General features: G+C 66.6%; 20 protein-coding genes, 1 tRNA gene and 1 pseudogene. 12 read left to right on the plus strand and 10 right to left on the minus strand.

What is annotated here, in order from left to right; all coding sequences use genetic code 11:
- The first annotated feature begins 8 nt into the window (after nt 1-8).
- From ACCQ04_RS11940 to ACCQ04_RS11950, 3 genes are all read left to right on the plus strand, one after another.
- Nucleotides 9-84: transfer RNA gene (locus tag ACCQ04_RS11940), tRNA-Ala, on the plus strand.
- Nucleotides 85-256: 172 nt separating this feature from the next.
- Nucleotides 257-433, plus strand: coding sequence for a hypothetical protein (locus ACCQ04_RS11945; RefSeq protein ID WP_162839012.1), 177 nt, complete (start codon nt 257-259; stop codon nt 431-433).
- A 203-nt stretch (nt 434-636) separates the two neighbouring features.
- Nucleotides 637-1,716, plus strand: coding sequence for a sensor domain-containing diguanylate cyclase (locus ACCQ04_RS11950; RefSeq protein ID WP_372358529.1), 1,080 nt, complete (start codon nt 637-639; stop codon nt 1,714-1,716).
- Nucleotides 1,717-1,938: 222 nt separating this feature from the next.
- Here ACCQ04_RS11950 and ACCQ04_RS11955 read toward each other — a convergent pair whose 3' ends face one another.
- On the minus strand, nt 1,939-2,448 hold the full coding sequence (locus ACCQ04_RS11955) for a chemotaxis protein CheW (RefSeq protein ID WP_226427673.1): 510 nt from the start codon (nt 2,446-2,448) through the stop codon (nt 1,939-1,941).
- An 11-nt stretch (nt 2,449-2,459) separates the two neighbouring features.
- Nucleotides 2,460-4,118 (minus strand): methyl-accepting chemotaxis protein, encoded by a 1,659-nt coding sequence (locus ACCQ04_RS11960; RefSeq protein ID WP_054592737.1) that lies wholly within the window; start codon nt 4,116-4,118, stop codon nt 2,460-2,462.
- 300 nt (nt 4,119-4,418) lie between these two features.
- Here ACCQ04_RS11960 and ACCQ04_RS11965 point away from each other — a divergent pair, with 300 nt between their 5' ends.
- Nucleotides 4,419-5,039: a DNA-3-methyladenine glycosylase gene (locus ACCQ04_RS11965; RefSeq protein WP_102251871.1), complete on the plus strand. Its 621-nt coding sequence runs from the start codon at nt 4,419-4,421 to the stop codon at nt 5,037-5,039.
- On the opposite strand, the gene ACCQ04_RS11970 is transcribed toward ACCQ04_RS11965, so the two are convergent.
- Nucleotides 4,979-9,373, minus strand: a complete 4,395-nt coding sequence (locus tag ACCQ04_RS11970; protein ID WP_226427672.1) for a DEAD/DEAH box helicase — start codon at nt 9,371-9,373, stop codon at nt 4,979-4,981. The genes ACCQ04_RS11965 and ACCQ04_RS11970 overlap by 61 nt on opposite strands.
- A gap of 358 nt (nt 9,374-9,731) precedes the next feature.
- Here ACCQ04_RS11970 and ACCQ04_RS11975 point away from each other — a divergent pair, with 358 nt between their 5' ends.
- Complete coding sequence (locus ACCQ04_RS11975) at nt 9,732-10,112, plus strand: DUF3301 domain-containing protein (RefSeq protein WP_039516191.1); 381 nt, start codon at nt 9,732-9,734, stop codon at nt 10,110-10,112.
- A gap of 207 nt (nt 10,113-10,319) precedes the next feature.
- Here ACCQ04_RS11975 and ACCQ04_RS11980 read toward each other — a convergent pair whose 3' ends face one another.
- From ACCQ04_RS11980 to ACCQ04_RS12010, 7 genes are all read right to left on the minus strand, one after another.
- On the minus strand, nt 10,320-10,760 hold the full coding sequence (locus ACCQ04_RS11980) for a ClpXP protease specificity-enhancing factor (protein WP_016901612.1): 441 nt from the start codon (nt 10,758-10,760) through the stop codon (nt 10,320-10,322).
- Between the two features lie 78 nt (nt 10,761-10,838).
- Nucleotides 10,839-11,474: a glutathione S-transferase N-terminal domain-containing protein gene (locus ACCQ04_RS11985; protein WP_024939278.1), complete on the minus strand. Its 636-nt coding sequence runs from the start codon at nt 11,472-11,474 to the stop codon at nt 10,839-10,841.
- 386 nt (nt 11,475-11,860) lie between these two features.
- Entirely contained in the window at nt 11,861-12,619 is a 759-nt protein-coding gene (locus ACCQ04_RS11990; protein ID WP_226427671.1) for a cytochrome c1, read from the minus strand.
- Complete coding sequence (locus ACCQ04_RS11995; protein WP_024939276.1) at nt 12,612-13,871, minus strand: cytochrome b; 1,260 nt, start codon at nt 13,869-13,871, stop codon at nt 12,612-12,614. Before ACCQ04_RS11995 ends, ACCQ04_RS11990 begins: the two co-directional genes overlap by 8 nt.
- Nucleotides 13,871-14,515, minus strand: a complete 645-nt coding sequence (gene petA, locus ACCQ04_RS12000) for a ubiquinol-cytochrome c reductase iron-sulfur subunit (protein ID WP_026064126.1) — start codon at nt 14,513-14,515, stop codon at nt 13,871-13,873. Before petA ends, ACCQ04_RS11995 begins: the two co-directional genes overlap by 1 nt.
- 375 nt (nt 14,516-14,890) lie before the next feature.
- Nucleotides 14,891-15,877, minus strand: coding sequence for a lytic transglycosylase domain-containing protein (locus ACCQ04_RS12005; protein ID WP_226427670.1), 987 nt, complete (start codon nt 15,875-15,877; stop codon nt 14,891-14,893).
- A 49-nt stretch (nt 15,878-15,926) separates the two neighbouring features.
- On the minus strand, nt 15,927-16,895 hold the full coding sequence (locus ACCQ04_RS12010) for a helix-turn-helix transcriptional regulator (RefSeq protein WP_226427669.1): 969 nt from the start codon (nt 16,893-16,895) through the stop codon (nt 15,927-15,929).
- Between the two features lie 156 nt (nt 16,896-17,051).
- Here ACCQ04_RS12010 and ACCQ04_RS12015 point away from each other — a divergent pair.
- From ACCQ04_RS12015 to ACCQ04_RS12045, 7 genes and pseudogenes are all read left to right on the plus strand, one after another.
- Nucleotides 17,052-17,640, plus strand: a pseudogene (locus ACCQ04_RS12015) (glutathione S-transferase family protein).
- A gap of 38 nt (nt 17,641-17,678) precedes the next feature.
- Nucleotides 17,679-19,133 carry a tRNA (N6-isopentenyl adenosine(37)-C2)-methylthiotransferase MiaB gene (gene miaB / locus ACCQ04_RS12020; protein ID WP_046343089.1) on the plus strand — a complete coding sequence of 485 codons (1,455 nt, stop codon included), beginning with the start codon at nt 17,679-17,681 and terminating at the stop codon, nt 19,131-19,133.
- Nucleotides 19,134-19,898: 765 nt separating this feature from the next.
- The gene (locus ACCQ04_RS12025; RefSeq protein WP_226427668.1) at nt 19,899-20,888 is read left to right on the plus strand and encodes a PhoH family protein; all 990 of its coding nucleotides are present in this window, start codon (nt 19,899-19,901) and stop codon (nt 20,886-20,888) included.
- 241 nt (nt 20,889-21,129) lie between these two features.
- Nucleotides 21,130-21,615, plus strand: a complete 486-nt coding sequence (gene ybeY / locus ACCQ04_RS12030) for an rRNA maturation RNase YbeY (protein ID WP_016901623.1) — start codon at nt 21,130-21,132, stop codon at nt 21,613-21,615.
- Nucleotides 21,615-22,133, plus strand: a complete 519-nt coding sequence (locus tag ACCQ04_RS12035; protein WP_184613725.1) for a hypothetical protein — start codon at nt 21,615-21,617, stop codon at nt 22,131-22,133. The genes ybeY and ACCQ04_RS12035 overlap by 1 nt, the downstream gene beginning before the upstream one ends.
- 98 nt (nt 22,134-22,231) lie before the next feature.
- A complete protein-coding gene (locus ACCQ04_RS12040) occupies nt 22,232-23,110 on the plus strand; it encodes a CorC family transporter (RefSeq protein WP_024939270.1) in 879 nt (292 codons plus the stop codon).
- Complete coding sequence (locus tag ACCQ04_RS12045; RefSeq protein ID WP_184378358.1) at nt 23,107-24,378, plus strand: lipoprotein N-acyltransferase Lnb domain-containing protein; 1,272 nt, start codon at nt 23,107-23,109, stop codon at nt 24,376-24,378. Before ACCQ04_RS12040 ends, ACCQ04_RS12045 begins: the two co-directional genes overlap by 4 nt.
- Nucleotides 24,379-24,382 lie beyond the last annotated feature (4 nt).

Raw genomic sequence — 24,382 nt, forward strand, 5'->3', positions numbered from 1 at the left:
AGGCACGTGGGGCGGTAGCTCAGCTGGGAGAGCGTCGCGTTCGCATCGCGAAGGTCGAGGGTTCGATCCCCTTCCGCTCCACCATTGCTTCAATCGTAAAGGCCTCGGAAACGTCATGTTTCCGGGGCTTTTCCGTTGTGGGCCCCTGCATCGGCAGCGCGTCGGCCTGGTGCATGCCAGGCCCCGGTACGGCCATGTCGCCAGGATCACATCGAGCGCGCTAACGTCCGTTTCATCATCACGCCGGACGCAAGCCATGAGCAACAAGCAGAGCCAGCCCGACAAGGCCGCCGACAATCAGCACGGTGTTTCGGAGAGCCAGCAGGATCGCAAACAGGATGAGGCCGCCAAGCAGCGCCCCGGGCAGAAGGACATGCAGATCCATGACGAACAAACCCGCCGCCCCAAGGGTAACGACGGCCAGGGCGAATGAGGCGCCCGGCGAGGCGGCCCTGCAGCGCGCCAGCGTAACGTCGCTGCCCCGCCCTGTCCTGCCCGATGTGGCAAGATCGGTGACGGGCGTCATCCGCTGGGGTGGATGAGGTCTGCGCCAACCAACGCGTGCGATGGTCCAAGACACGGTATCGCCATGCGCACATCCATCGCCTGACGGCGCCTTGTTCCGGTGGTCTATCCATGCAGATTCCTGACGCGTCCGCGTTGCACCTCTTCCACGCGACGCTGCTGCCGCGCAACGCCGCCGTTGCAGCGCAGCTGCCGGCGAACGAAGACGAACGTCTGGCCGCATTGCAGGACTACCAGCTGCTGGACACTGCACCGGAGCCGGTCTACGACGCCTTCACCTCGAGCGCGGCCGAGGTCTGCGGGACGCCTATGGCCCTGATTTCGCTGATCGACACGCAGCGCCAGTGGTTCAAGTCGAAACTGGGCATGGCGCCACGCGAAACCCCGCGCGAACTGTCGTTCTGTGCGCACGCGATCCTCGAACCCGATCAGGTGATGGAGGTTGGCGACACCCACCAGGATGCGCGCTTCGTGGGCAATGCGCTGGTCACCGGCGAGCCGCAGATCCGCTTCTATGCCGGCGCCCCGCTGCTGACCTCCGATGGGATCGCGCTGGGCACGCTGTGCGTGCTGGATCGCACACCCCGGCGCCTGTCGGCGGCCGAGCGCGACGCACTGCAGGCGCTGGCACGGCAGGTCGTCGACACCATCGAGCTGCGCCGTGCGGCCAAGCTGGTCGAGCTGGACGCGCTGCGCGACGAACTCACCGGCATGTGGAACCGCGCCGGTCTGGAACATGCGCTGCAGACACACGCACAGAGCTCGCCCACTGCCGCCACGCCATCGCTCGCCCTGGCGCTGATCGAGCTGGATGGCTTCAAAGGGCTGAGATTGCAGGCGGGCGCCGCGGCAGCGGATGCAACGCTGATCCAGGCTGCCAGGGTGATCGAAGCGCAGTTGCCGGATGCCGCCACGGTGGCACGATTGAGCCGGGATCAACTCTGTATTGCCTTGCCGGAAACAGCGGCAACCGAGGCAATGGAGCTGATCGAAGCTGTCCGCAAGGCGATCGACACGGCAAGCTGGCCAGCCGGCGCACTGACGATCAGCGCAGGGCTGGTCGAGGTGGCAGCCGGTGCCTCGCTCGACAGCAACGCCTTGCTGGCGCGCGCGCGGCACGCCCTGCAGGGCGCGATCGGCAATGGACGCAACCGCGTGCAGCGCTTCAATGGCTGGCATCTGCAGGACTGAGCGGCAGACCGCGCGTGGGCTCGGCGAGGTAGGCCAGCAGGGCGCTGATCGACACGACTGCGCAACCTTGAATCGCTAGATCGATGCCTGTGTACGGCTGCAGTCTTTCCACTTACGACCGCAGTGCACACACACCCGCCAGCGCGCCTGTCTTGCGTGGCTAACGCGTGTAGCGATCAGCTGCAAGGCGGCAGCCGTATCGCCAGCTGCGCTTGGCCAGGCTCAGGCTGCCAGGGCATCGGTGTTGCCGGCAATTTCGTCCACCTGCAGCACCTGCTCCATCTCCAGCAGCACCACGAAGCGCTCGCCCACCTTGCCCATGCCGCGCAGCAGGTCGCGGCGGATATGCGTGCCGAACGATGGCGCCGCTTCGATGTCCTGATCGGCCAGTTCGATCACCGCGTTGACCGCATCGACCAGCACCCCGATCACCTGCGTTCCCTGCGCCTGCTCGGTGGCCAGGATCACGATGCAGCTGCGCTTGCCGATCGCGCTGTCGGCACGCCCCAGCCGCGACTGCAGATCCACCACCGGCACCACCGCACCGCGCAGGTTGATCACCCCGCGCACGCAGGCCGGCATCGACGGCACCGGCGTGGGTGCGCGGTACTGGATGATTTCGCGAATGCCAAGAATGCTGATGGCGAAGGTTTCGCCATCCAGCTGGAAGGTCAGGTACTGGGCCGCCGCATCGGCGTCGCCAGGCATCACATCGGGGGGCTGTGCAGTCATCGATCGGTCTCTCAGAAGCGGGCGAACTGGCCTTCGTCCGGGCCCTCGGACATCGCATAGGCCGGTGCTGCGTCACTGCGCCAGCCGCGCGCACCGGGCGCACGTGCCGGGCGTGCGGCCGCCACCTTGCCGCGCTTGGGCGGCGTGCTCGCCGGCCCCTGCCCGCCCAGGCGGAAGAACGCCATGCTCTGCTGCAACTGCTCGGCCTGCGCGCTCATTTCCTCGGCAGTGGCGGCCAGTTCTTCGGATGCGCTGGCGTTCTGCTGGGTGGTCTGGCTCAGCTGCACCACCGCCGAATTGATCTGGCTGACACCGGAGGATTGCTCTTCGGAAGCCGCGGAAATCTCCTGCACCAGGTCCGAGGTGCGCTTGATGCTGGGCACGATGGTGTCGAGCAGACGGCCGGCGCGATCGGCCAGTTCGACGCTGGAACTGGCCACCTCGCCGATCTCCTGCGCGGCCACCTGGCTGCGTTCGGCCAGCTTGCGCACCTCGGCGGCCACCACGGCAAAGCCCTTGCCGTGTTCACCGGCGCGCGCCGCTTCGATCGCTGCATTGAGCGCGAGCAGATTGGTCTGATATGCGATGTCGTCGATGATGCCGATCTTCTGCGCGATCTGCTTCATCGCCTGGGTGGTGGCGACCACCGCTTCGCCGCCTTCGATGGTCTCCTTCGCGGCCTGCGTGGCCATGCCATCGGTGATGCGGGCGTTTTCGGTGTTCTGGCTGATCGATGCGGTCATCTGCTCCAGCGAAGCGCTGGTTTCCTCCACACCGGCGGCCTGTTCGCTGGCGGCCTGCGACAACGACTGCGCGGTGGCGCTGACTTCCTCCGACGCGCTGGCCAGGGTTTCGGCACTGGTGTTGACCTCGCCGACCACCTGCGACAGCTTCTGCACCATCGTGCGCATCGCTTCGAGCAGCTGCGCGGTTTCGTCGCGGCCATGCACGTCGATGCGCATGGTCAGATCGCCTTCGGACAGCCCGTTGGCCACCGTTACCGCGCGGCGGATCGGGCCGGTGACGCTGCGGCTGATCACCACGCCGAGAACCGCGCCGAGCAGCACGCCGCCGCAGATGATGGCCATCAGCAGCTTGGAGCTGCGCGCGTGGATGCTGCCGGCTTCGGCATTGGCCGAGGCAGCGCTGCGCTCGCGCAGGCCGCTCAGATCGGTCATCAAGGTATCGACTTCATCCGAGCTGGCACGCACCGCACGCGAGAGTTCGGCCAGTTCCGGGTTGGCGTCGCGCAAGGCTTCGCGGTTGGCGGCGTCGATGAAGCGGCCGCGCTCTTCCAGGTATTTCTGCCATGCGCGGTCGAACTGCGCCAGCTTGTTCCTGCCTTCCTCGGTCTGGAAGCTGGAACGCGCGCGCGTCATGTAATCGACCACCTTGGCGGTGTACTTGTCGATGTTCTGCACATGCGACTGGCGCTCTTCGGCGCTGCTGGCCAGCAACAGGTTGGCGCGTGCGCGGCCGGCGTAGATCAGGTTGATGTTGGCCTCCTTGACGTTCGACAAGCCGAGCAGCTCGCGCTCGTAAAGCGAGGTCGACAGGTCGCTGATCCGACCGGAGTTGGAATAACCCACCCACCCGATGCATGCGCCGATCGCCGAGACGATCAGGAACGCCACGATCAGCCTGGTTCCGATTCTGAAGTTGCCTAACATTGGGGAGTTCTCTTGAAGGTGGTGCATGCACGACCTGCGTCGCAGGGTCGCCCGGTGGCCTGGTGCGGGTGCCGCTCACTGTGTGCGGCTTGTCTAACCAATCGCTAATGGCTATCGGCGAGGCCAAAACGCGCTTGAGACGCAAACGGCACTTAACCGCGTATTCACACCATCGGATATGCGCTTTTGTGACCGGTCACGCGCTCGTGCGGTCCGCGTTCGGAAAATTCCTACCCCTGTTTCCTGCCGTGTCCGGAACAGTCTGCTAGGACATCACGACTGCGCGGTTAGGCTGGGCGCATGTCCTCACAAGCACTTCCTCGCAGCTTCTATGCGCACGATGCCCGCCAGGTCGCGCCGCGCTTGCTCAACAAGGTATTGGTCAGCGCGGACGGACGCCGCGGCCGCATCACCGAGGTCGAGGCGTATTGCGGCAGCGAAGACCCGGCCGCACATTCGTTTCGCGGCATGACCCCGCGCACGCAGGTGATGTTCGGCGCACCGGGGCATCTGTATGTGTATTTCATCTACGGCATGCACTGGGCGATCAACGCGGTGTGCGGCGGTGCGCCCGGGCATGCGGTGCTGATCCGCGCGCTCGAACCGCTGGCCGGGATCGCCACCATGCAGGCCGCGCGCAACGCCGCTCCACTCAAGACCTTGACCACCGGTCCCGGTCGCCTGGCCCAGGCATTCGCGGTGAGCGCGACGGACAACGGGCTAGACCTGACCGACGCCGGCGCACGCCTGTGGATCGAGGACGATGGCCTGCCGCCGCCCTCCGCAGCGCTGGCGACGCCGCGCATCGGCATCCGCAAGGCGGTGGATGCGCCGTGGCGCTGGGTGGTCCCGGACAACCCCTATCTGTCGCGTCCGCTGCCGCGCGCGACCGGCGCACGCGCTGTGCTGCCGGGCGACTGAGCCAGCCATTGCTCCATCGGCGTCTGCTCGGCGACGCCCGGCCCACGCTGCAGCAGGCGCAGGGCCTGCTCGGCCTGTTCGTCGCTCAGGTCCTGCAGCGGCTGGAAGCGATCTGCCACCCACACCGCCATCGGCAGGCCATCGAGATACGCCACACGGTTGCCCGGCACGCGCGCCACGCGCTCGCCCGGCAGGACGCTGCCCAACAGATTGCTCGGGTCGCTCGCACTGACGCACACCCACTGCTGCGGCAAGGCCTGCGCACGCACGCGGCGCAGTGCCGCAATCGCATCCGGCAACGCGAACTGCTCGCCGGACAGCCCGGCGATGAAACGCCCGCCACGGATTTCGCCACGCGCTTCCAGCCGCTGATACATGCGCAGCAACTCGCGCCACGGCGGCAACCACGCCGCCTCGCGCTCCAGCAGCCGCCAGCAGACCACGCCGTAGCGCCGCAACAAGGTATGCGCCACATGTTCGAGCATGTCCTGGTGGCGCTCGCCGGCTTCGGCCAGCGGCAGCTCCGGCAACGCGCGTACCGGCGCCCAGCGGCCGGCATCGCGAATGCCCAGCGCGCTGGCGCGGCGTCGGTGGCGCGACAGCGCCGAGGGCCGCTTGGAGGCCGGCACCAGCAGCGCGCGCAGCCCGGCATAGCTGTCGCAATGTGCACGCCCGCGCATCACCAGTTCGCTCAGGGCATCTTCCAGCTCGGTGCTCATCAGGCGGGCCGCATCGGCAATCTCGTCGAAGAACAAGGCGCCCTGCTGCTGCAGCACCTCGGCCACCCGTTGCGCGCGCGAGCCCAGCGGCGCGTCGTCGGCATCGCGTGCCAGGCCACTCCAGCGTTGCGCCTCGCGACGCGGCAGCAACACGATCGGCGTGCTGCGCAGCGCGGCACCGCTGCGGCCACCACCGGGCCGCAGCCGCGCCCACACGGTGCGCCCGGCGGTGCACAGCTCGTCCAGCCAGGCCGGTTGATAGTCGCGCACGCGTGCCGGCAGCAGCTCGCTCTCCCACAGCACTGCAGGTGCCTCGAAGCCTTCCAACTGCCCGACCACGCCGGCCAATGCGTCCGGCCCCGCCACCCGGCTGGCACTGTCGAGGTGCTGCCACTCGAACAGGAACCGCGCGTAATCGCGTTGCGCCACCGGCTCGATCTCCCGGCGCAACCGTCCCAGGGTATAGCGATGGATGCGCGCCAGCAGATGACGTTCGCACCATTCTCCCGCCTGCGCCTGCGCGTTGAAATGGCCGGCCATGACATAGCCCTCGCGCTGCAGGGCGGCCAGGGCAAGCACGATCTCGGACTCGGGCAAACGCAAGGCGCCGGCCAGGGCCGACACCTGCGCCGGGCCGACCGCAGACAGACGACCGCGCAGCAGCTCGCGCACGGCCCAGTCGCGCTGCCAGTCGGCAACACGGCAATCTGCCGGCGCCTGTAGCGGCGGCTGTGCGGATGCATGCGCATACAGTGGCGCAAACCAGTCGATGCGCTCGGCACTGATCCACAGCGCGGGCACACCGTCGAACGCAAGACAGCTGGCACGCCCATCGCCTGCGAGTGCAGCCAGCCAGCACTGCCAGTGCGCATCGCCCGCTTCATCGACCGGAAGCACGCCCAGCCCGACCAACGCTTCGTGCATTTCTTCGCCATCGCGCGGCTGCGGCCAGGCCTGTTCGCGCACCGAGGCGATCGCCTCGGGATCGAGCTGCCCCAGGTCGTCGCTGCTCTGCGGGGTGTAGCGACGGCTTTGCACGGCCTGGGTGCGGCGTTCTTCCAGCGGTGCGTCGTCCAGGAATGCGTACGGACGCGCATTCAAGGCTTCGGCCGCCAGCGGCGACGGCGCCGCCAGATCGCGCGCCACCAACGTGATCGCCCCCGACTCCAGCCCGCGCAGCACCTGCAACCAGCCCTCGCTGTCCATGGACTGATGCAGGCAGTCTTCCAGTGTCTGCGCCACCAACGGATGATCCGGCACCTCGCGCTCGCCGACCAGATTCTCCGCGCAGGCGACCTGATCGGGGAACACCGTCGCCAGCAGATCTTCCGACTTCATCCGTTGCAGTTGCGGTGCGACCTTGTTGCCACCGGCAAAGCGCGGCAGCGCCATCGCATTGGTCGCATTCCAGCGCCAGCGCACGCCGAACAGCGGCGCATCCAGCAAGGCCTGGATCAACACATGCTCTGCCGATGACGAATGCAGGTAGCGCGCCACCTCCTCCAGGGCAAAACTATGACTGGTGGACAGCGACAACACGATCGCATCCTCGGTCGCGGCGGCCTGCAGTTCGAAGTTGAAGGTGCGGCAGAAGCGCTTGCGCAACGCCAGCCCCCAGGCACGGTTGATGCGGCTGCCGTACGGCGAGTGGATCACCAGCTGGGTGCCGCCGCTGGCATCGAAGAAGCGCTCCATCACCAGGCACTGCTGGGTGGGCATCGCGCCCAGCGCGGTGCAGGCATGGGCGAGATAGTCGACCAGCTGGCGTGCCGCTTCCACCGAGAGATCCAGCACGGTGTGCAGCCAGTCGCAGGCCGCCTGATGTGGCGGGCTATCCAGCCGCAGCGCAATCTCGCCACGCAGACGTGACACCGCCGCCGACAGTTCGTCGCTGCGGCCGGGCGCCTCGCCCAGCCAGAACGGGATGTTCGGTGGCGCGCCCTTGGCGTCCTCCACCCGGACGCGCCCGGCATCCACGCGCAGGATGCGGTAGCTGGCATTGCCGAGCTGGAACACGTCGCCGGTAAGACTTTCGACCGCGAAATCCTCGTTCACCGTGCCGATCTTTTCGGCCTGCGGTTCCAGCACCACGCTGTAGTCGCCGGTTTCTGGGATGGTGCCGCCGGAGGTCAGCGCAGTCATGCGTGCACCGCGGCGCGCGTGCAGGCGCCGATGCACCGCATCGCGATGCAGGTAGCCTGCACGCGGCCCGAGCCGTGTGCTGAAGCCGTCGCACAGCATGCGCACCACGTCATCGAAGCGCGCGCGGCTCAGCTGCGCGAACGGCCAGGCGCGGCGCACCAAGGCGAACAACGCATCTTCGTCCCAGTCCTCGCACGCAGCCTCGGCCACGATCTGTTGTGCAAGCACATCGATCGGCGCCAGCGGAATGCGCAAGGCGTCCAGCTCACCGCGGCGCACGCTGTCCAGCAACGCGGCGCATTCGACCAGCTCGTCGCGGGTCTGCGGAAACAGGCGCGCCTTCGGCGTGCCGCCGACCGCATGCCCGGAGCGTCCGGCACGCTGCAGGAAGGTGGCGATCGAACGCGGCGAACCGAGCTGGCAGACCAGGTCCACATCGCCGATATCCAGGCCGAGTTCCAGCGATGCGGTGGCCACCAGCACGATTAGGTCGCCGGCCTTGAGCCGCTGCTCCGCCAACAGACGCGTTTCGCGCGACAGGCTGCCGTGGTGCGCGGCGACGCGCTGCTTGCCGAGCAGATCGCCAAGATGGCGCGCAGCGCGCTCGGCCATGCGCCGCGTGTTGACGAACACCAGCGTGGTGCGATGCTGCTGCGCGAGCGTGGCGACATCGGCATACACCTGCAGCCACTGATCGTTGGACATCACCACGCTCAGCGGCGTCGGCGGCAAGGCCAGGGCCAGATCGCGCCTGCGGGTGTAGCCGATATCGACGATCTCGCACTGCGGCGGCTGGCCGGCATCGCCCGACCCGACCAGGAACTGCGCCACGGTCTGGATCGGCTTCTGCGTGGCCGACAGCCCGACGCGGGTGATCGGGCGCTCGGCCAGCCGCTGCAATCGCTCCAGGGTCAGCGCCAGATGACTACCGCGCTTGTCCGCCGCCACCGCATGGATCTCATCGACGATGACGGTGCGCACATGCCGCAACGCAGTGCGCCCGGAGGCCGAGCCCAACAGCACATACAGCGACTCCGGCGTGGTCACCAGGATATGCGGCGGCGTGCGGCGCGCCTGTGCGCGCTCGCGTTGCGGGGTGTCGCCGGTACGCACCGCCGTGCGCACCGCCACATCCGGCAAGCCGCTCGCGACCAGCGCCGTGCGGATGCCCTGCAATGGCGCATCTAGATTGAGGTGGATGTCGTTGGACAACGCCTTCAGCGGTGAGACGTAGACCACGCGGGTTTCGTCCGGCAGCGCGCCGCCATTGGCCAGGCCATCGCGGATCAACGCGTCGATGGCCGCGAAGAATGCGGTCAGCGTCTTGCCCGAGCCGGTCGGCGCGGCCACCAGCGTGTGGCGTCCGGCCTGGATCGCCGGCCACGCGGCAATCTGCGCCGGCGTGGGCGCAGCGAAGGTCTGCGCGAACCACGCAGCCACGACAGGATGGAACTGCTGCAGGACAGGATGCATAGGCAATGCCGCAGGCCGCGATGCCAGGCCAGACGCGGCGTGTGGATTCAACGGGGCGAAGTCCAATGGATGGGGTTGCGCTGCGCCCGACACAAGCCGAGCCCGGGAATGGCGGTGAATGGTTAAAGCGGCTGTCGGCCTGACTGCGCAGCGGCCAAATTGGCGCGTCAGCTGCACCGATTCGACCTGCTGCAACCTTCCCGCCAACTCCAGTTCAACCGGGCGCGATGCCGAGCACTTGCGCGACGTGACGACAGCCGTTGCTGGTGCAGCGAAGGGATGCCTGTACAAGCGGCGGATGCCGGCCGGCGCATCAGGTCACCAGCCATCAACGCAACGCTGCGGCCCGGCGCGACGATTGTCGATCGGGCGCAGGCCATGGCACATTGACGCCATGCCCAGCCTTATCCTCTTCATGATTGCCGGCGCCGCGCTGTACGCGTTCTGGAACTCCTCGCGCGCAGCGGCCGAACGTGCCGATATCCTCGGCCGCAATGCCTGCCGCGCCGCCGATGTGCAATGGCTGGATCAGAGCGTGCATTCCACCAACATCCGCATCTGCCGCAAGCCCAATGGCTGGCTGGGCTTCGAGCGGACGTTCCGGTTCGAGTATTCCTACGACGGCATCGACCGTCATAGCGGCCGCCTGGTGCTGCGCGGCGACCAATTGATCGCCTTCACCGGACCGCAGGTGGCCACGGTAACGCCGTTGAGCCCGGACCATCAGCGCCTGAACTGACCGCGATTGGGTCGATATATGCGTCTGCAGGCACTTGGCCTGCATGCAGTGCCGCGCGACTGAAGATCAGCATTGCTGCCGCCGATCCGCAACGTCGATGCACACATGCAACGGCGTGCTCTGGTGGAGAAATGCACGTGCGATGCAAGCGGAACACGCACATCCGGCGACAACGCACGAACGCGCGATGCGCGTCCGTGCGTGCAGTTACTTGACCACGCGCAGATGCGGACGCTTGCCCGCGCTCGGCGGCTCGTCCGGCGTGGGCGCGCTTGGCGGCGGTGCACCTGGATCCGGCGGCTCGGTACTGGTGCCGGGGATATCGTCCGGCAAGGCCATGCCCTGCCCGGTCTCGCGTGCATACACCGCAAGGACCGCGGCCATCGGCACCATCACCGGATAACTGACGCCGCCAAAGCGCGCGGTGAACTGCACGCTTTCGTTGTCGACCTGCAGCCCGACCACGGCGCGCTCGGCGATGTTCAGCACCACACGGCCGTCCTTGACGGCACTGGCAGGCACCTGCACGCCGGGCAGCCCGGCGTCCACCAGGACGTGCGGGGTCATGCCGTTGTCGTTGATCCATTCGACCAAGGCCCGCAGCAGGTACGGGCGATGGCTGGTCATGCGGGGGAAATCTTCGCTCATGACGTCATTTTACCCGCACACGGCCCGCAGCGGCGGCTGCGCGTTGGGGCGTCGGTCTGTTGGCATACAGCCGTCGCATCAGCCCGGCAGGTCGCGCAGTTTCTTTTCCTGATCGGTCAGGCTGCGGATGAAGCCGGGATTGCGGAAGATCCGGTTGCCGTAGTCTTCGATCGCCTTGCCGTCCTTGGGCAGACCGATCTCCAACGCGTCCAGTCGCCAGATGATCGGCGCCATCGCGCAATCGGCCAGACTCATTTCCGGATTGAGGAAGAACTTGCTGGCCTTGAACAGCGGCACCGACGCGGTGAGCAGTTCCTTCAGGCGCTTGCGGCCGGCCTCGGCCTGGGTCTTGTTGCCGAGCTGGATGGCCTGCACCTGCGGCACCCAGTCGTGCTCGATCCGCAGCATCGCCAGACGCAGACGTGCGCGCGAGAGCGGATCGACCGGCATCAACGGCGGATGCGGGTAGCGCTCGTCCAGGTATTCGCTGACCACCGATGCCGCGTACAGCACCAGGTCGCGTTCGACCAGGGTCGGGACCGAATGGTAGGGATTGAGATCGATCAGATCTTCCGGGGGATTTTGCGGGTCGACCGGCACCAGGTCGTAGGTCACCCCTTTCGCCGCCAGGACCAGACGGACCCGGTGGCACAACACGTCGTCGTTGGACGAAAACAAAGTCAAGGTATTCCGCATACGCACACTCGTCGCCATTCAAGGCTCTCCGACGACCGGAATCCGCCGGCCGCATCGGCGCGGCCGGCCCAACGCCGACCGTCACCACGGTCCTTCGAGTGTGCAATCACGTCACGCAAAAGCCAAGAGTGATAGGGCCGATTAATGCCCGGACAGGCCGCTTGTTGCGCCGAGATGCAGCTTCCGGTCACGTGCGCTTGTCGCAACGGGGCGACTGCCGGTGCACGACATCGGATGCGGCAGAGGTGATTTGTCGTCAACCGAAGCAGTGATTGCTCGCCGACCCTCACCGCACCCCTCTCCCACAGGGAGAGGGGCTCAGCGGTCGGTTTGCTGCAGCCGTTGCATGGTTTGCACATGCATGGCCGATGCGCTCTGCAGCCGATGACCGGCCTGCAGACCGGTCAGTGCACGTCCTTCCAGTATTCCTTCTTCAGCAGGTAGGCCATGAAGGTGAGCAAGGCCAGGAACAGGATCACCCACACGCCCATGCTCTGCCGCTTCAAGGCCGCCGGTTCGCCGGCGTATTCGAGGAAGTTGGCGATATCGCGCACGGTCTGATCAAACTCGACCGGCGTCTGTCGCCCTGGCTGACCGAGTTTGAGCGCCTGCACCGGCTTGTCGCCGGTCGCCTTGTCGGGCGGGCCGAACTGCGCCTGCTGCAGGCCCTGCAGCTCCCACAGCGGGTTGGGCATGGAGGCATTCGGAAACAGCTGGTTGTTCCAGCCCAGGGGGCGGGTCTGATCCAGGTAGAACGACTTGAGGTAGGTATAGACCCAGTCGGTGCCACGCACACGCGCGATCAAGGTCAGATCCGGCGGCGCCTTGCCGAACCACTTGGTCGCCGCATCGTGCGGCATGGTGCCTTCGATGTGTTCGCCGATCTTGGCGCCGGTGAAGTTGAGGTTGGTCATGACCTCTTCTTCGCTCAGTCCCAGATCGCTGCCCATGCGCGAATAGCGCAGGTACTTCAGCGAGTGACAGCCGGAGCAGTAGTTCATGAACAACTGCGCGCCACGCTGCAGCGAGGCTCGGTCGCTCAGGTCGTTGCCGGCCTGCTGCACCTTTCCGCCTTCGGCTGCCAGCGCCCCTGCGGCCAGGGTCAGCCCGCACAACAGGGCGACCACGCGCGACATCCATGACCTCACGTTGGAATTAGTCATGGGTGGTCACCCGCTCCGGCACCGGCTTGGTCTTGTCCAGCCGCGTCCACACCGGCATGGTGATGAAGAAGGCGAAGTACAGGAAGGTCAGCACGCGCCCGACATAGGTTTCGTGTGCGTCGGTGCCAGGACCGGAGCCGATCACGCCCAGCCACACGAAGCACACCACCAGCACGCCGAGCGCGACCTTGGAGATCCAGCCGCGGTAGCGGATCGAGCGCACCTTGGCCCGATCCAGCCATGGCACCAGGAACAGGATCGCGATCGCCGAGAACATCACCAGCACGCCGCCGAGCTTGTTGGGGACCACGCGCAACATCGCGTAGTACGGCGTGTAGTACCAGACCGGTTTGATGTGCTCCGGGGTCACCAGGCGATTGGCCTCGGTGAAGTTGTCGTGCTCCAGGAACAGGCCGCCGAACGCCGGTGCGAAGAAGATGATGAAGGCCGCGATCAGCAGCAAGAAGCCGACCCCGACCAGATCCTTGACCGTGTAATACGGATGGAACGGGATGCCGTCGGCCGGCTTGTGCGCGTCCCAGCGGTTGCCCTTGGGCCCCTTCTTGATCTCCACGCCGTCGGGATTGTTGGAGCCCACCTCGTGCAGCGCGCCGATGTGCAGCACGATCAGCAGCAACAGCACCAGTGGCAGTGCGATCACGTGCAGCGCGAAGAACCGGTTGAGCGTGGCATCGCCAGGCAGATAATCGCCCATGATCCATTCGGTCAGCCCGTTGCCGATCACCGGGATGGCGCCGAACAGCGAGATGATCACCTTCGCGCCCCAGAACGACATCTGCCCCCACGGCAGCACGTAGCCCATGAAGGCTTCGGCCATCAGCACCAGGTAGATCAGCATGCCGAGAATCCACACCAGCTCGCGCGGCTTCTGGTAGCTGCCGTACATCAGCCCGCGGAACATGTGCAGATACACCACGATGAAGAACAGCGAGGCGCCGGTGCTGTGCATGTAGCGGATCAGCCAGCCCCACTCCACGTCGCGCATGATGTATTCGATCGAAGCGAACGCATCGGCCGCGCTGGTCTTGTAGTGCATCGTCAGGAAGATGCCGGTGACGATCTGGTTGACCAGTACCACGATGGCCAGCGAGCCGAAGTAGTACCAGAGGTTGAAGTTCTTCGGCGCGTAGTACTCGCTGACGTGCTTGCGGTACATGGGCATCAGCCCGGGCGCGCGTTCGTTGACCCAATCGAACACACCATTGGCGGTACGGACCAGGATATTGCTCATCAGGCAGCCCCCGTGCTGTTGGCCGACGTACCGGCACCGTCGGGATCGACGCCGATCACCAGGGTGTTGTCGTCCACATAGTGGTGTGGGGGCACCAGCAGATTGATCGGTGCCGGCACGCCGTCGAAGACGCGGCCGGACATGTCGAAGCGCGACTTGTGGCAGGGGCAGAAGTAGCCGCCCTTCCACTGCGGGTCGTAGGGCTCGGGGCGGATCTCGGCGACCATTTCCGGCGAGCAGCCCAGATGCGTGCACAGCCCGACCAGCACCGAGATGTCGGACTTGATCGAGCGGTACTCGGGGTTCTTCAGCACGTAGTCGGGCTGCTGGTCCTTGTTCTCGGACTTGGGATCCTTGAGCCGGTCATCCAGCGACGGCAGTGCGTCGAGCATCGCCTTGGAGCGCTTGACGATCCAGATGGGCTGACCGCGCCATTCCAGAACCAGCCGTTGCCCTTCCTGCAAGGCGCTGATATCGGCGGTCACCGGGGCACCGGCCAACTTGGCGCGTGCGCTGGGATTCCACGACTTCACGAACGGAACTGCGACAAATCCTGCTCCGACCGCACCGACCACGGCCGTTGTCGCGGTCAAGAACCGACGACGCCCGATATCAGCAGGTGCGTTAACCCCATCGTTGGCCATCCGGCTCTCCGATCTTGATTAGGTAGCGTGAGGCTGCCAACGGCTGGCGGGGGGTCCAGCCGCGATGAATCGACCGCAGTGTAGCGGAACGCTTAATGCACAGACAACGCAATGTACGCAGTCGAACCGGCGCAGTGCAAACACTGGATGCAGGCACGCTTCGATCACGTCACGCGCCAGGCCTGCACAAGGAGTACAGCTGTGACCCAGTGCTGACAAAAAGACCGCCCCAGTTGCGGACATGCTGCGCCTTGGCTGCACTATCGCGCCGGTGCGATGGCGGCCTGCGCGGCCTGGTGGCCGTATGACGTCCGTCTCGGCGCGCGACTGTCAAAGCAGGCCGCAGCGCGCGCAGATGCGTGCAAAGCACATGGCTCAGTTGGCCTCCGTGGTCTGCCCACGATAGCGCCCGGCCAGCACGCCGACGCGTTGGACGTAGCGCTGGGTCTCACTGTAAGGCGGCACGCCGCCATAGCGATCCACTGCGCCCTCGCCTGCGTTGTAGCCGGCAGCGGCGAGCGTGAGATCGCCGTTGAAGCGCTTCAGCAACCATGAAAGATATTGCACGCCACCGCGAATATTTTGCGTTGCATCATAGGCATCGCTGACGCCGAAGCGGCGCGCGGTGCCGGGCATCAACTGCATCAGCCCCTGCGCGCCGGCCCGGCTCAGTGCCAGCGGGTTGTAGGCCGACTCGGCATGGATGATCGCGCGCACGATCGCTTCCTCGACCCCGAACTCGCGCGCGGCTGCGGTGATTTCCTGCTGATAGGCATTGGTGTTGAGCCGGATCGCGCCGAAATTGACGCCGGGCTTGGCGGCGCAGGCGTAACAGGTTTCGATGAAGCTGTAATGGATGGTGCGCAGGCCTTCGATGCTGGCGACCTGACGCGGGCGCGCACTGGTGTAGTGACGCACGCCGTCCTTCATATACGAATAGACCTGCCCGCTGACCACCCGGCGCGGATTGACCGCGGCGGCGGGTACCTGCACGACCGAGGTCTCCGCCACCGGCAGCGCGCGCGGCGTCACCGCCGAGGCGACCTCGGCAGCGCGGCGTGGCGCCTGGCCAACCGGCTGACTGATGATGGTGGCTGGCGCGCCGCTATCGATCGAGGTACTGGCGCGCGCAGGGCCAGCGACCATGCCCTGCGCCGGGCGAGCCATGGCCGGCGGCGCGCGGCGCGCGGATCGCTCCGGGGTGTAGCTGCTGATGACGCTGCAGGTCGCGCCGCTCTGGCGCTTGCTCAGGTAGCTGGTGATTCCGTCGCCGCTGACACACTTGTACAAGGTGCCAGCGCAGACCGGCGCTGCCGGCAACGTGACGAATAACAGCCCCAGCAATCTTGACATCCCCTTCATGCGGCGGAGTGTCCCAGCTTGGCCCGGGCTTGCCAAGTGGCCCAAACGGTTATCCGGGGAGTGGCTCCAGCCGCGCCCGCAACGCGTTCAGCGCCTCGGCCAGCGGCACGCGCACGGCGTCCGGGCAGATCGCATCGAACGGCAGGTCGAGCAGCAGCAGGTTGGCCGCCAGCGCCGGCATGCTCGGCGCGCCCAGGCCCAGCCAGCAATGCGCCGGCCCGTCGGCTTCCAGCGCGCCCAGCCAGGGCGGGATGCGAGCGGCGAGTGCCTCCAACGTGCCGTACAGGCGTACCCGGGCCCGGCACGGGAACGGCGACTCGCCGATCGCCTTGCGCAGGAGTTGCAGTGGCTCTTCCGGCAGTGCGCGAGCGGCGAATTGCGCGCCGGTCGTCTCGGCCCGGTCGATGCGGTCGGCGCGCAAGGTGCGCCAGTCCTGGCGCTCGCAGTCCCAGGCCAGCAGATACCAGCGCCGCCCGTAATTCACCAGCAGGGCCGGCTCGACGCAACGCGTGATCGGGGCACCGGAGTGGCGGCGATAGTCCAGCCGCAGCGTGACCCGGTCGCGGCAGGCGCTGGCCAGTTGCGCCAGCAGCGCCGCATCCACCAGGGCACCCACCTCCCCGGTGACCGGCAGACTGGCGGTGGCCGCGTGCGCCGCACTGGCACGCTGGCCGCTGCGCCGCGGCAACAGCGGATCGAGCTTGCGCAGCACCCGCGCCGCCGCCGCATCCATGCCGCGTATCGCCGGAGCCGCTGCGCGCAGCGCGATCGCCACCGTCAGCGCCTCGTCTTCTTCGAACAACAGCGGCTGGGCGGCCGCACCCTGCCCCAGCCGGTAGCCGCCACCGGCGCCGGGCACGGCATGCACCGGGTAACCCAACTCGCGCAGGCGCTCGATCGCGCGCCGCACGCTGCGCGGATGCAGTTCCAGCCGCTCGGCCAGCGCCACGCCGGACCAGCTGCGGCCGCCCTGCAGCAGCGCAAGCAGACGCAACAAGCGGGCAGCGGTCGAGGCCATCGCATTACCGTATTGCGGACGGAAACTGTCCGCAATAGCTGCGTAGGATTGCCTGGCACCTCGTTCTTTATGCCTTCCGCATCCACCAAGGAAACCGCAATGTCCGACCAGCGCCACATCACCCTGTTCCACAATCCCCGCTCGCGTTCGCGCGGCGTGCTGGTGCTGCTGGAAGAGCTCGGCGCCAGCTACGAGTTGCAGATCGTCAACCTGGAAAAAGGCGAGCAACTCGCGCCCGCGTACCTGGCGATCAACCCCATGGGCAAGATTCCGGCGATCCGGCATGGCGACAGCGTGGTCACCGAACAGGGCGCGATCTACCAGTATCTGGCCGAGCTGTATCCGGAAGCCGGGCTGTCGCCGGCGCCGGGCGATGCCGACCGCGGCGCCTACCTGCGCTGGCTGGCCTTCTACGGCTCGGCGTTCGAGCCGGCGATCATCGACCGCGCGATGAAGCGCGATGCGCCGCCGCGCTCGATCTCGCCCTACGCCGACTGCGCCACGGTGCTGCAGGTGATCGATGCGCAGCTGGCCAAGGGCGACTATCTCCTGGGCCAGCGCTGCAGCGCGGCCGATGTGCTGTGGGGCGGCGCGCTGGGCTGGATGGTCGATTTCGGCCTGATCGACCCGCCTGCCAGCACCCGCGCCTACATCGCCCGCATGGCCGACCGGCCGGCGTTCGCGCGCGCCGAGGCCACCAACGCCAAGGCCTGACCAAGCGGACGGGCCCGGCGCAAGCGGGTAAACTGTGCGGCTATCTTCTACCCGCCTGGAATAAGCGCCATGCCCGGGACATCCGTTTCCGACCTGTCCGCGGCCACCGCCGTGGACGCACCCGCCCTGTTGCCGCTGCCGGTGGCCCGCCCGTCGGCGCCTGCCGTGGTGCGCGGCAAGCTCTACATCAAGACCCACGGGTGCCAGATGAACGAGTACGACTCGGCCAAGATGGCCGACGTGCTCGCCGCCTCCGAAGGCCTGGAGCTGACCGACAACCCCGAAGACGCCGACGTGGTGCTGGTCAACACCTGCTCCATCCGCGAGAAGGCGCAGGAAAAGGTGTTCAGCCAGCTGGGCCGCTGGAAGGCGCTGAAGGCCGGCGGCAAGCCGGTGATCATCGGCGTGGGCGGCTGCGTGGCCTCGCAGGAAGGCGAGGCCATCGTCAAGCGCGCGCCATACGTGGATCTGGTGTTCGGCCCGCAGACCCTGCATCGCCTGCCGGAGCTGATCCGCGCGCGGCGCGAATCGGGCAAGTCGCAGGTGGACATCAGCTTTCCGGAAATCGAGAAGTTCGATCGCCTGCCTGAGCCGCGCGCCGAGGGTCCGTCGGCGTTCGTGTCGATCATGGAAGGCTGCTCCAAGTACTGCTCGTTCTGCGTGGTGCCCTACACCCGTGGCGAAGAAGTCAGCCGGCCGTTCGAGGACGTGCTGGTGGAGGTGGCGCAGCTGGCCGCGCAAGGCGTGCGCGAGATCAATCTGCTCGGCCAGAACGTCAACGCGTATCGCGGTGCGTACGGCGCCGATGCCGGCGACGCGGCGCAATACGCGGATCTGGGCCTGTTGATCCGCACCATCGCGCAGATCGAGGGCATCGGCCGCATCCGTTTCACCACTTCGCACCCGCTGGAATTTTCCGACTCGCTGGTGGATGCGTACCGCGACGTGCCGCAGCTGGCCAATTATCTGCATCTGCCGGTGCAGGCCGGCAGCGACCGCATCCTGTCGGCGATGAAGCGTGGCTACACCGCGCTGGAATTCAAGTCCAAGATCCGCAAGCTGCGCGCGGTGCGTCCGGATATCTCGATCAGCTCGGACTTCATCGTCGGTTTCCCCGGCGAGACCGAAGCGGATTTCGAAAAGACCATGAAGCTGATCGAGGACGTGGGCTTCGACCAGAGTTTCTCGTTCGTGTATTCGCGGCGTCCCGGCACGCCGGCCTCGGACCTGCAGGACGACACCCCGGAAGCCGTCAAACAGGCGCGGCTTGCGCGTTTGCAGGCGCAGATCAACGCGCACGCCACACGCATTTCGCAGTCCATGGTCGGCAGCGTGCAACGGGTGCTGGTTGAAGGCCCGTCGCGGCGCGATCCGAATGAATTGACCGGCAAGAGCGAGAACATGCGTCCGGTGAATTTCCCCGGCAATCCGCGCCTGATCGGGCAGTTCGTCGATGTCCTGATCACCGAGGCGATGAGCAATTCGCTGCGCGGTCTTATCCAGGTGGACGACAGCGACAGCTGATACCGCATAGGTGCCGGGGCGCGTGGCGCCACGGCATGCATCGCGTCTTGCTGACTGGAAGGTGCGCGTTGGTTGGTCACTACTTCCGTAGTGCTGCGACCGGCTACGCGATGCTGCGTCTGCCTGCCATCGTTGTTGCGTTGCTTTGCGTAGCTGCGTGCGTACATGCGTGCAACACGCTGGCAATTGCGTTGAGGTCACGCGCGTCGTGCCTCGCACCTCGATCTTCGGCAAGCACGCAGCTGCGTGCTTGCCGCACTGCATTCGCCGATCGGCGCCCCAGCATCTGCGCGCTACGAAGCCGTGGTCGGTCTAGGTCAACAACGGCGCGCATTGCTCGCATACGCCAAGCATGGTCGTGATCGCGCACAGCAACGACACCGACGTCCCTGGTCACACGGCACGCAAGGCAAGTGATCAAAATTTCACCACTTGTCTGCAACACCTTGCGGCATAAGGCGTGCGAGCACTTACCCACAGGCTTTGCCGAATTCGATCCACACCGCTTGTGGACAACCGCCATCGCAGTGGTGATTTTTTCACCATGTCCCTGCCGGACCTTGTGCGAGTAGGCGCCACGATTTTTATCCACAGGTTAGTGATGCGTGACTCCACAGCGATTGTGGAAAACCCGCGCACACCACCGGGGACCGGCCATGACCATGCGCTTGCGGCAGCCGGGCGTGTTGGTGGGATCACACGCTGCGCGCTACCCTCGTCTGCCGCCCAACCGACCAGCGCATGCGTGCGCGGTCCGATCCGACCATGAACTCACCTGCACATCGCGACTTCACCCTGGAACCCGACGACACCGAGCGCCTGGCCAACCTGGCCGGCCCGTTCGACGCGCACCTGCGCCAGATCGAACTCAAGCTCGGCGTGGAGATCGCCAACCGCGGCAACGTCTTCCGCGTCACCGGCCCGGAGCCGGCGATCACCGCCGCGCAGACGCTGCTGACCGCCCTGTACGATGAAGCCGCCTCCACCACCTTCGACAACCATGCGATCCACCTGCGCCTGAACGATGCCAATGTCGAGCAGGTGGTCGATCGTTCCTACGTGGCCCAAGACGTGGCGATCAAGGTCAAACGCGGCACCGTGCGTGGCCGTGGCGCCAACCAGGCCAAGTACCTGCATGCGATCGCCACGCACGACATCAATTTCGGCATTGGCCCGGCCGGCACCGGCAAGACCTTCCTGGCGGTGGCCAGCGCAGTGGAAGCCTTGAACGAGTCGCGCGTACAGCGCCTGATCCTGGTGCGCCCGGCGGTGGAAGCCGGCGAGAAGCTGGGCTTCCTGCCCGGCGATCTCAGCCAGAAGGTGGACCCGTACCTGCGCCCGCTCTACGACGCGCTCTACGAAATGCTGGGCGTGGAAAAAGTGGTCAAGCTGCTGGAAAAGAACGTCATCGAGATCGCGCCGCTGGCCTATATGCGCGGCCGCACGCTCAACGATGCCTACGTGATCCTGGACGAGGCACAGAACACCACCATCGAGCAGATGAAGATGTTCCTGACCCGGCTGGGCTTCGGCTCCACCGCGGTGGTCACCGGCGACCTGACCCAAATCGACCTGCCCAAACACGTCAAGTCCGGCCTGCGCGACGCAATCGAAGTGCTGCGCGAGGTGGACGGCGCCAGCTTCACCTTCTTCGAAGCGCGCGACGTGGTGCGCCACCCGCTGGTGCAGCGCATCGTCACGGCCTATGAAAAGCGCGATCAGCAGGACGCTGCCGCCAAGCAACAGCCTGAGTGAGTTCGCGCCCTGTCAGCCTGGTGCTGACAGACGCAGTCGTCGCCGTCGCCGGGCATCCCGATCGCGTGCGGTCTGGCTGCATGACCAGCCAGGATTCGTTTCAAGCTTGCGGGTGCGGGATTACAATCGCCGCTGCGGGCGGGGCCCGATCGGCAGTTCGAGCTACCGCGTGGCCAACGGGCCTGCGGTGATTCTGCTGATCACCTGCACGCGCTGACCCTCTGCCCAGGAAACTCTCGCCATGACCCGTGGACCTGTCCGCCTCGACGTCGCTGTCAGTTATGCGCTGCCGCGCGCCGGCCTGCCGTCGGCGGTGAGTTTTCGCAAGTGGGTGGCCGCTGCGCTGAAGGGACGCATCCGCGAGGCCGACCTGGCGGTGCGGATTGTCGACGAGAAGGAAGGCTGCTCGCTCAACCATCATTACCGGGGCAAGGATTACGCCACCAATGTGCTGAGCTTCCCGGCCGATTTACCCGAAGGCCTGCCCAAGGGCGTCAAGATGCCGCTGCTCGGCGATCTGGTGATCTGCGCGCCGGTGGTGGCGCGCGAGGCCGCCGAACAAGGCAAGTCGCTGGCCGCGCATTACGCCCATCTGACCGTGCACGGTACGCTGCATCTGCTCGGCTGGGACCACGAAGACGACAAGGAAGCCGATGCGATGGAGCAACTCGAGCGCGAGATCCTGGCTGATCTCGGCATCGACGACCCGTACGCGGGAGAGCGCTGATGCGGGGCTGCCTCGCCACCGCGTTGCTGTTGCTGGCCTGCTCCAGCGCCTGGGCGCAGGCCGCGCCGGCACGCCCCGACCTGCCGGCCCTGATCGAATGCCGCCAGCGCATCGGCGACTTCAGCGCGCTGGCACCGGTGCTGGCCGACCCGCTCAAGGCGGTGGCGCTGGGCTGGACGCCGCTGGACCAGGCCAACCTGTTCATGACCGAGTACACGCTCAACACGCCGATCAGCGTGTTTGGCCACAGCACCACCCACATCGCGTTCTCCGGGGCCAGCGTCATGGCGCTGCTGGACCTGCCCGACCCGCGCCCGCTGGCCAAACAGCTGAACCTGGAACTGGGCGTGGATAACGCCGACAAGGTCATGTATGGCCGCGAGCTGGTCAGCGAAGACACCACCAACCCCAAGACCGGCGAGGCGATGATCGAATCGATCGTGCTCAGCGTCTCCAACGTGAAGTCGCATCCGGGCAAGACCGTGGTCGGCTGCGGCTACAGCCTGGACCTGCCCTGACGCGCAGCGCCCACCCCGGCCCCGTCCACAGCGCCTTAGCGGCTTCCTGTTAGACTGACGACTATCGCCTGGTCTGCCGGGTGCCGTCCCACGTCACGATGTCCGAAGACGACAGTAGCCAATCCCAAGAAACACCCGAAAAACGCCGTAGCTGGCTCGAGCGCCTGAGCGCTGCCTTCTCTGGCGAACCCCATACCCGCGACGAACTGGTCGCGCTGCTGCGGACCGCCGAACAGGACGGTCTCATCGCTGCAGACACCTTGCGCATGATGGAAGGCGCAATCTCCGTGTCCGAGCTCACCGTGGGCGATGTGATGATCTCGCGCTCGCAGATGGTCTCGCTGCCGGTGGAGGCGCGCTTCATCGACCTGATGAAGCAGGTGGTGGAATCCGGCCATTCGCGCTTCCCGGTGCACGGCGAGAACAAGGACGAAGTGCTCGGCATCCTGCTGGCCAAGGACTTGTTGCGCGGCGTGGTCGCCGACAACGGCCCCGGCAACGTGCGCGAACTGCTGCGCCCGGCGGTGCTGATCCCCGAGTCCAAGAAGCTCAACGTGCTGCTCAAGGAATTCCGGCTGTCGCGCAACCACATGGCGATCGTGGTGGACGAGTACGGTGGCGTCGCCGGGCTGGTCACCATCGAAGACGTGCTGGAGCAGATCGTCGGCCAGATCGACGACGAGCACGACGATGCCGAAGACGAGAATTCGCTGATCGCGATCCAAGCCGACGGCCGCTATGTGGTCGATGCGCTGACGCCGATCGAAGACTTCAACGAGCGCTTTGGTGCCGACTTCCCCGACGACGAGTACGACACCGTCGGCGGCCTGGTCACCGATGCGATCGGCCACCTGCCGGAAACCGGCGAAGAGCTGACGCTGGGGCGCTTTGCCTTCCGTGTGGCCAAGGCCGATGCGCGGCGCGTGCACGCCTTCCACGTGACCATTCTGCCGCCAGACCCGCAGGACGACGCTTGAACCGTTGGTACCGCGTCACTGCTGCAGCGCCAGCCCGCGGCAGCATCCGGCGCTGCGCGGCGGCGTGTCTGCTGCTGTTGCTGGCGTGGTTGGTGGCACCTGCCGCCATGGCCCAGGCCACCGGGCAGGCGCTCGCCCAGCCCAATGTACCGGCACCGCGGGTCGGCGTGGTCACCATGCAGCCGGGCGAGGTGTTCTTCGAGCGCTTCGGCCACGATGCCATCGTGGTGGTCGATCCCGTCACCGGGCAGGCCACCTCGTACAACTTTGGCTTCTTCGACCCCGGCGAGCCGGATTTCGTCCCCCGTTTTGCGCGCGGCGAGATGATGTATTACCTGGTCGCGTTGCCGCTGGAAGAAGACCTGCAGCAGTACCGTGCGGTCGGCCGCGGCGTCAGCATCCAGTGGCTGGACCTGCCACCGGACCAGGCGCGCGCGCTGGCTGACGGGCTGGCCATCCGCAGCCAGCCCGAGAACGCGCGCTACCACTACGATTACTTCGTGGCCAACTGCGCCACCATGGTCCGCGACACGCTGGACCGCGCCATGGGTGGCGCGTTGAAATCGCAACTGGCCGGGCGCTCGCGCGGCAACACCTTCCGCAGCGAAGCGGTGCGCCTGGCCTCCCCTGCCCCGTGGATGTGGCTGGGCTTCGACCTGGGCCTGGGGCCATATGCGGACCGCCCGCTGTCGCGCTGGGAAGAAGCCTTCGTGCCGATGCGCCTGGCCGACAGCCTGACCCAGGTGCACAACAGCGCCGGCCGCCCGTTGGTGCAGTCCACCCAGGTCCTGCTGCCGCATCGCATCGCACCGGAGCCGGCGGAACAGCAGCGCCACTGGTGGCCATGGCTGCTGACCGGGCTGATCGTCGCTGCCGGCGTGCTGGCACTCGGTCGCCGGCAACGCGTGCTGGCCGCCCTGGCCCTGCCGTACTGGCTGCTGTGCGCGATCGGCGGCGGCTTGCTGGTGTATCTCTGGGGCTTCACCGCGCATCAGTCGGCCTGGGCCAATCGCAACCTGTTGCTGGTCAACCCGCTGTGCGTGCTGCTGTTGATCGGCGGCATCGCCGTGCTGCGCGGGCGCCGGCCCGGGCGCTGGTTCGATGTGCTGCGCTGGGTGGTGGCCGCCGCGGCACTGCTGGCGCTGCTGATCCACTGGCTGTCGTTCCAGGCGCAGGACAACCTGCAGTGGGTGCTGCTGCTGTTGCCGATCCATGCCGCGCTCGCCATCGCGTTGCGGCGGCGTGACTTGTCCGTCCGCACGCGCTGATCCA

It is taken from the genome of Xanthomonas sp. NCPPB 2866, from assembly GCF_041475745.2.
Classification (GTDB): domain Bacteria; phylum Pseudomonadota; class Gammaproteobacteria; order Xanthomonadales; family Xanthomonadaceae; genus Xanthomonas; species Xanthomonas arboricola.